Genomic DNA, 7,828 nt, shown 5'->3' with positions numbered 1-7,828 from the left:
GTCATTACAATCTCCTGCCTGGCTGGCATAACCGGCGCCAGGGTTTTCACAGGCTTCAATATTTGTGGCCGGATCATCGACACCGTAATCATCCCCATCGGCATCAGCGTACCAGGTGCTGGTAGTGAGTCCTTCGTCGATGTTACCGTCACAGTTGTTGTCCACACCATCACAAACTTCTGTAGCTCCGGGATTGATCGCGGGATCGTTGTCATTACAATCTCCTGCCTGACTGGCGTAGCCGGCGCCAGGGTTTTCACAGGCTTCAATATTTGTAGCAGGATCATCAATACCATATAGATCGCCATCGGAATCGGCATACCAGGTGCTGGTAGTGAGTCCCTCATCTATGTTACCATCACAATTGTTATCCACACCATCACAAACTTCCGTAGCTCCGGGATTGATCGCGGGATCGTTGTCATTACAATCTCCTGCCTGGCTGGCATAACCGGCGCCAGGGTTTTCACAGGCTTCAATATTTGTAGCAATATCATCGACACCGTAATCATCCTCATCGTCATCAGCGTACCAGGTGGTCGATGTTTCACAAGATCCAATAATATTCACCGTATAATCCTCAACTTCTCCATATAAAAATTCTTCACAAGAAGAGGCCCCGGAATACATTTTCATAGAAATACGCATTGTAGTCAATCCTAAAACAGTATTGTCTGGCACTGTAAAATTACCACTTGCTGTGTTAGTCGCGCTCGCAACGTCCATCACCAATTCCCCTGTATCTTCAAAATCACCATCATGATTCAAATCAATCCAAGCCCTATATACTTTTGATATTAGAGGACCAGAATTATCGATAATTATACTATAAGAATTGGTCTGTTTGAGATCTGAAACAATTGAAGTGAAATCTGTATAACCAGAAACATCACCTGATGAGACATTATCAATAGTCCCAACCCGTACTCTAGTGATGGAAATATTTGCATCGGTACCACTTGAAGAACAGTAGCCAACAACGAAGGTAAATGAAGATGAATAAGAAGAGGTTGCACCACCCTCACATTTGCTACGAACCTGTGCTTCATATTCCTGATCAAAAATTAAATTGGGCAAGTTGACATAGTTATACACAATGTCATTAATATCAATCCAGGTTGATGCCCCCGATTCTCGGTAACGCACATCATAAGTGGCACCAGGAACTAAATCCCAACTTAACAGTGTATCTTCAAAACTTAAACCTGTTGGTATGGTTGCAGCAACACATTCAGGACCTTCAGCTAAAATAACAGTGTAATCTTCAGTTTCTCCTGCACTATAAAGTCCGCAAGCACTGGGAATATTACCCTGTCGGGCTACTATCCTCAATCTTGTTGGTCCGGGTTGTACACCATATGGCACCGTGAAATTTACATTGAAAGATGTTGCTGATGTTATTCCGGATGGTAAGAAAACTTCCTCTTCGGGATCATCGAAATCACCGTCATAATTATAATCTATCCATACCCCATATCCTATTGAAAAATTAGTGCCTGTCCATCCTGGAGTTATTGTTAATGTATAGCTTGTATTTTGCTCTAAACCGGTAGAAACATCTGTGAAGTCTGAATATCCTCCATTTTCATTAGTGGAAGTATTGTCTATTGTATTTAATTGAACCCGGGATATGTAGCTATCCGAAGTATTACCGCCAGAATCACAGTAAGTGTAGGTTTCAGTAGTGAATGGAAGAATATCAGAATAGGCTGTAGGAGACCCTGAACAAAAACTGCGAGCCTGGACCTCATAATTGGTCGTAATACTTAAGCCGGTAATTTGTTGAGAAGGATAAATTATATTTGAAATTGTAGTCCAATTGGCACCCCCTGCTTCACGATACTGCAGCTCATAATAATCAACTCCGGAAAGGGGATCCCAGGAGATGGTGACATCCGTACCATTATTTTCAGTTACTACAAGGTTTTGGGGAATTGATAAACTGTTACAGGGATCTCCCTCTCCCAGGTCTATTGTGTAATCCTCAATTTCACCAAAATCACTTCCTCCGCATGGATCTATTATTCCATTTGGATGGGTTCGTAAACGTATTCGCTTGGGACCTGCAGGCAATCCTGTAGGTGCTGTGATTTCTGTGCTGAAAGAAAGAGATGAAGTCTCGGAAGTAAAAAAGAGCTCCTCTAAATCGAATTGTTTATCATCATTCCAGTCAATCCAGACAGAAAAATATGTTGCCCAATTTTGGGTTCTTGTTATATCAACCGATAACTGCTGAGTTTCTCCCGGCAACATACAAGTAGCCAAAGTAGTATAATCAGCGTAGCCCATTCCGACACTAGAGTTCGAAATAAGGCCCATATTGACATTAGATAAGTAATATTCATTCGGATAATTATCTGGAGGAGTCACCAGGCAATAATCGGCGGTTTCTTCATACCTGGCCACATAATGCTTTGTTGCTAGAATAGTTCGGGCTCCATCCCCTTCTGTGGCACTACCTGCATCTACTCCAAAAATTGGAACAGTCGGATCAGAAAATTGAAGTAAGCTACGGGTGCTCCTGCCATCAACATATTCCGAACCTGATTTATAGGTCATTATTGTACCGTACATTTCGGTTTCATTTCCATTTATTGCAGGATCATCGGCCTCAAAACGCCAGCCACCAGACCAGGTATTCGCAGACCAGTCGAGCCAGTTTGTGGGTCCAGGATCGGAATTCTGATATTTGTAATGACCCAGGCCAAGTAAGTGGCCAATTTCATGAATAAACGCATCTGTATTTAACGCATACCATGCCCTCACATTTGCAAAAGCCTTGGTTGGGGCACCAAATCTTGATCTCATTGGGGTCGCTATTCCACCTGGAGTGCTCACATCATACGAGGATAATAGGATAACAAGATCTCCCTGATGAGTTTTTCGCAGAGCGAAGGCATCATCTGTTTGTAAGTTATTGGTTAAAAGGTTAACATAATCAGTCCCAAATCCCTGTTCTGTATAATTAAGTTTTACTGCTTCAAACGTGAAGCTTATTCCTAAATTATTGTTTCCAACTGCGTCATTTGCCTGTAGAATCGCACCACTTATAAGCGTATTAATATCAGTAGAATTATCAGTAGCAAAGATCTCTGCAGCATCTGTGTATAACACTAGAAGTTTAATGGTAGCAAGTTCCTGCTCTGTAGGGAAAAGCACTTCACAGGTAACTGGATCTACAGAAATTTTCTGTGTACTTGAAACCGGATCTTTATTAACCGGCATTTCACCCTTGACACCTTCTGTGGTAGTGCCACATTCAAAAAAGTTGGTCTCCGTTTCATCCAGCTGAATAAGATATCCTGTTGAAGAATCCCGGTTTTTTCTTATACTGTATGATTCGTTGAGCTCAGGAATGTTTATGTTGAGCAGATAAGCATTATTAGATAAGATCATAAAGCCATTAGAAAGATCATACTCCTTAAGCTTAAGGCTTAGCGAAATTGTTCCATCTCCCCGGGTAGTAACATCCTTTACAATTGCAGGAAAATTTCTGTCGCTAAACAATTCTAATTGAATTTCAGCACCCTTACTAAAGCTTCTATTTAAGATCGCCGGATTTAATTTGAATTGTCTGGCCCGTTTTGCTTCTCTTAAAAATGTTTTGATGTTTTTATCATCCGGACTTATTTCTGTTGCCGGTATGGATCCCGGTTCATTAATATTAATCTTCTGTTGAGCATTGGCACCAATAGTAAAAATCAAAACAGCAGAAAGTAAGAAGACCCTGCTTAAAACGTAGCGGAAAGAGATGTAAAGAGATTCCATAAATGAAATAGTTAAAAATGAATAAAATCAGGTAGGCAAAACTGCATGAGCAAAAAACTCTGTAACTACTATTTCTAGGGAAGAATAGTTTTGAGGGAATACTTAAAAGTAAGTTAATAGGATGTAGGCCGCAATCACCTTTTAGGGTGATTTTCAATAAGTTGCAAATAAAAAACTATAGGATTATCTTTTCTGCCAGGACCTTGGCAATAGCTTCCTTGCCACAATTTACATGCAGTTTACGGTAGATGTTTCTAAGGTGGGAGCGACAGGTGTCATAGGCGATATTTAGATCTGCAGCGATAAGTTTCACACTGTAACCTTTGGTAAGTAATTGCAGCACCTCAACCTCCCTCTCTGTGAGGTCATAGTTCTCCCGGGCTGAATTAGGTTTCTCTCTAAAAGAAGAAAGAATTTTACGGGCGACTGCCGGGGATAAAGGGCTTCCCCCTTTTCTTACTTCTTCAATGGCATCAAGAAGTTTTGCCGGAGTGGTCTTTTTAAGTACATAACCATCTGCACCGGCACAAAGGCTCCTAAAGAGTTTATCATCGTCCTCAAACTGCGTGTACATTACAATGGAAATCTCAGGATTGATCTCTTTGATAAGAGGAATTGCCGAAATTCCGTCCATCCCGGGCATATCAATATCCAGAACGACCACATCAGGATCTTCATTCTTGATGATGTTGGTTACGTCCAAAACTGTAGGGAAAGCTCCGCACACCACGTACTCTTTTCCATTGTCGAGCAAGGCGGAAAGGGATTCCCTTACCCGCTGGTTATCCTCGAATATGGTTATACGTGTGGCCATAGGTAAATTTAGTCTCTACACTTTTGCTGCACAATCCTCTTTTAGGATGATATTTCTACTTTTTCCGTAGCCTTCCAAAAACTTTTCTCAGAAAGGTGAATTTGTCGAATGGAAGCCAGATCTCAACCTTAGTTCCGCTATCAAAGTGAGATTTCAGTTTAAATCGACCATTCCATTTCATAATTCTTTCCCGTAAATTCTTCAATCCGTTACGGCCTGTGTCCACTTCCGGATCAAAGCCTTTACCGTCATCTGAAACTGAAAGGTAAAACATGCTCTCTTTAATGGTTATCTCTACGTCGACAGATTTAGCTTCTGAATGTTTCCTAACATTATTCAGCAGTTCTTTAAAGATGAGAAAAATTTCTCTTCGTTTCTGCATTCCCATCTTCTTCCCTTGAAAATCAGCTTTTATATCAACCGAATAATTGATCCCCGTGCTGTCAAGAGTTTCCCCGGCATACCTTCGCATTTTAGCAACTATGTCCTCAAGACTTTCATCATCCATTTTAATATTCCAAACGATCTCGTTTAGAGCCTCTGCCGAAGCCTGTACCTCCTCATCAATTCCTTCCAGGCAATCTTCTGTATCTTCCTGCTTCCATCGTTTTTTGCGGGACAAAGCGGATAGAAATTGTATACTGGTTAGTCTTGAACCAATGTCATCATGCAAATCAGCAGAAATATTATTCTTCACCCTTTGCACTTCAAGTAATTGATTGATTCTGTATTTATAGAATGCGTACATGGTCCCCAGTATCAAGCCGAATAGCAGGAGAATAAACCACCAGCGTAACCAAAAAGGTGTGGCAACAGAGATTCCCAACACAGCTGGTTCAGCATTAGAACTAATCGTTTTGGAAGGTTTTACCTTGAACACATAGTTTCCGGGAGGAAGATTAGTGTAAGCTGTGTACTGTCTGTCCCCTGCCTCTATCCAATTCTCATCGTAGCCTTCCAGCATGTACTCATAATTCATAGTTTCAGGAGACAGGTAATCTAAAACCGTATAATTAAAAGCAACTGAATTCATGCTGTAAGGTAGCTGAAGCTCCTTTTTATAGGTAATTAAAGTGTCACCCTCCAGAGGTTCATTTTCCACAAGAGCTTGGGTTAGAACCACAAAACCTGGATCCCTGTTTGCGGGTAAGTTTTTAGGATCGAAATAATTAAGCCCGTGTATTCCCCCAAAATAAAGAGTGCCATTTGAAGCCCGGTGATATGCTCCTGTATTAAACTCATTACTTTGCAGGCCATCACCTACTGTAAATGACTGTATCTTTTTTATCTCAACTATATTTTGGTCAACCTCAAAACCAATTCTAAACAGACCTTTATTGGAGCTCATCCATAAATTTTTTTCATCTTCAGGTAATATCCCGTAGATCATTCTATTGGGTATTCCATCCTCAGAAGAAATTAAACTGGTTTTACCTGAAGCTAAATGAGTGACAGTAATTCCCTTTCCGGCTGTACCTGCCCAGAGAAATCCATTACTGTAGTATAGAGATTTTATACCATATTCATTATTTAATAGATTTCCCATTTGCTCCTTTGCAACCTGGCTGAAATTCCCATCATTAATGTTCAGAAGAAAAATTGCACCTGTTTCTGAACCCAGGGCGAGAATACTGTCATTTACCCTCACCAGACTTCGGATATTCTTCTTTTGCGGGGAACTTTCGAGCTCCCTATTTCCCGGATAGGTTCTTACTACTCCCTGTTCCTTGTCAATTAAAAGCAGGCCGGAATCTCTGGTTGCTGCAAAAACCCGATTAGGTCCAGCTTCGAGGAGAGCCCAAATCGTATTTGACGGAATCCGACTTGTCTTTTTTTCCGCCTCTGAAAAAAACCAGACTTTATTTTTCGCTGTCCTGCGGTCCTTGACTACTAAGCCGTTGCCATGTGTACCAATCCAGATATCCCCTTGCTCATCTGCCATTAAGGATACCACCCGGTCATAATTACTTATCTCAGGACGGTAGGGCTTTAAATGATAGGTCTTTACCTTCTTAAAATCAGGAGTGAAATGAGTAAATCCTTTTCCTGAAGTTCCTATCCAAACTCCTCCATCTTCATCTGTAGTAATAGCTCTTACCTGCTCAATTGAAATGTTTTCGGGAACTTCCTGACCTGTCACACTTTTAAAACTATGGAAGTGAGGATTGTAGTAACTTACTCCTCCTCCATCTGTGCCAATCCAAAGAGATCCCTCTTTGTCCTCCTTAATTGATAACACATCCTGAAAACCCAGGCTGAAAGGATTTTGTCGCTCCGGTAAAAGATGAGAGACTTTGCCTGATTTATTATTAATGTGGAACAACCCATTACCGTAAGTTCCTATCCAGATGTTATCATTGGTGTCTGCATGAATCGCCTCCACCACCAGGTCTCGGGGTAAACCTTCAACTTCAAAAGGACGAAATTCTTCAAATGCTTTTTCTTTAACAAACAGACTTTTTCCAAAGGTACCCAGCCACAATCTTCCACTTTTATCCTGGGTCAAAACATTGGCATTAATTCCCCTAAGGTGATTTTTTGTTCTGTTATTGTTTTTTTGGGTGAGTCCGTTGTTCGTCACTACCCATATATTTGCTTCATTATCTTCATAAATAGAATTCACCTCGTTACTGGCAAGGGAAAATGGAAATTCGTCATTCCTGGATATCCTATTCACGACATCTTCTTTCCTGTTCCAAAAATATACTCCATCACTCACAGTCCCTATCCAAATATTTTCATGTTCATCCAGGTGAATGGCAGATACAGGAGGTAGATCTTTTTCCTCAAGACCTATTTTCTCCACCGGATAGATATATTCGGAAGTCAGGTCCATTACCTTTAATTTTCCTCCCTTTGAGATAAACCACAGTTCGTTTCCGAAAATAAACAGCTTACCTAATCTGGAATAGACAGGGGAAGTAACGTCATCGAAAACCTCCGGAAAGATCTTAAAGCTCTGTCCGTCATATCGGTTTAAGCCGTCTTGTGTGGCAAACCACATAAAGCCAAGGCTATCTTGAGCAACATCTACGACACTGTTTTGGGAAAGCCCGTGATCAATGGTAATATTCTTAAAAGCAAGATTGGTCTCCTGGGAATAGCCCAAGGTGAAGACAAAAAGCAAAATGAAGTGTAACTTTTTCCCCATAAAAGTAGCTTATAAGAAGCAGCAGGGGAAGCTTTCTCATTGTTAATCAACTAAATATAGCAAATTTTATATTCCTGTGTTAGGATTGGAGATTT

3 protein-coding genes are annotated in these 7,828 nt (G+C 40.9%); all 3 read right to left on the bottom strand.

Going from position 1 to position 7,828, the window contains the following annotated elements:
- On the bottom strand, positions 1-3,768 hold a 3,768-nt coding region (locus tag ACXYMT_RS12695; RefSeq protein WP_459059473.1), incomplete at its 3' end, for a GEVED domain-containing protein.
- 175 nt (positions 3,769-3,943) lie between these two features.
- A complete protein-coding gene (locus ACXYMT_RS12690; RefSeq protein ID WP_459059472.1) occupies positions 3,944-4,582 on the bottom strand; it encodes a response regulator in 639 nt (212 codons plus the stop codon).
- 55 nt (positions 4,583-4,637) lie between these two features.
- Complete coding sequence (locus ACXYMT_RS12685; RefSeq protein ID WP_459059471.1) at positions 4,638-7,733, bottom strand: ligand-binding sensor domain-containing protein; 3,096 nt, start codon at positions 7,731-7,733, stop codon at positions 4,638-4,640.
- Positions 7,734-7,828: the final 95 nt, after the last annotated feature.

The sequence above is a fragment of the Salinimicrobium sp. CAU 1759 genome (assembly GCF_054482715.1).
This window is presented reverse-complemented; position numbering and strand designations above follow the sequence as displayed.